Source organism: Collinsella aerofaciens, from assembly GCF_015670745.1.
In the GTDB taxonomy this organism is placed as follows: domain Bacteria; phylum Actinomycetota; class Coriobacteriia; order Coriobacteriales; family Coriobacteriaceae; genus Collinsella; species Collinsella aerofaciens_T.
In genome coordinates, this window is sequence record NZ_JADPCH010000044.1 from 1 (window position 1) to 1028 (window position 1028).

1 protein-coding gene is annotated in these 1028 nt (G+C 64.2%); it reads left to right on the forward strand.

Features of this window, described 5'->3' with window-relative positions:
- On the forward strand, window positions 1–1028 hold a 1028-nt coding region (locus I4W07_RS09105; protein WP_196026421.1), incomplete at both ends, for an SIS domain-containing protein.

Sequence of the window (1028 nt, forward strand, 5' to 3'; positions counted from 1 at the left end):
ATGAAGGAAACCGAGAAGATCGAGATCATGCATTTCGACCAGGAGGGCTATCTCGAGGACGGCAAGGCGCTCTACGAGACCGGCAAGAAGATGACCGCGCTCGCCGACAAGGTCGCCGACGAGGGCTACGACGCCGTGTTCCTGATGGGCGTCGGCGGCACCTGGGACGAGCTCATGCAGCTCGAGTACCTCATGAACAAGTTCGGCGACCGCGACCTCGAGGTCTACCTGATCCACGCCGCCGAGTGGAACGCCATGGGCCACAAGCGCATGACCGAGAAGTCCGTCGTGCTCACCGCCTCCGAGTCCGGCACCACCCCCGAGGTCCTCGAGGCCGTCAAGAAGATGAAGGGCATGGGCGTGCGCGTCTACGCCATGACCAAGCCCGAGGGCCCCATCGGCCAGGCTGTGGGCGCCGAGAACTGCGTCGCCATGGCTTCTGACCATGGTTCGGGCGGCTGCGAGAAGGGCTACTACCTCGCCGACTGCTTCGGCCTGCGCCTGCTCAACCGCCGCGGCTGCTTCCCCAAGTTCGATCTGTTTATCGAGCAGACCAAGGATATCTGGAAGGACATGCTCGACATCCGCAAGCGCTTCGAGCCGCGCGCCGAGGAGCTCGCCAAGAAGTACGCCCTGGCCCCCTACACCATGTTCATCGGCTCCGGCGCCCTGTGGGGCGAGACCATCCTGTTCTCGATGTGCATCCTCGAGGAGATGCAGTGGAAGCGCACCCGCTACATCACCTCGGCCGACTTCTTCCACGGCACCCTCGAGCTCGTGGAGCCCGGCGTCCCGGTCTTCCTGTTCATGGGCGAGGACGAGAACCGCAAGCTCGACGAGCGCGTCCGCGCCTTCCTGACCCGCGGCGTGACCGGCGACACCGACATCAACATCATCGACACCGCCGAGTTCGCGATCCCCGGCCTTGACGACGAGTTCCGCGTCATCGTCTCCCCGTGGATTCTGACGGTGCTCGTGACCGACCGCCTGGCTCGCTACTACGAGACGGTCACCAAGCACAACCTCAA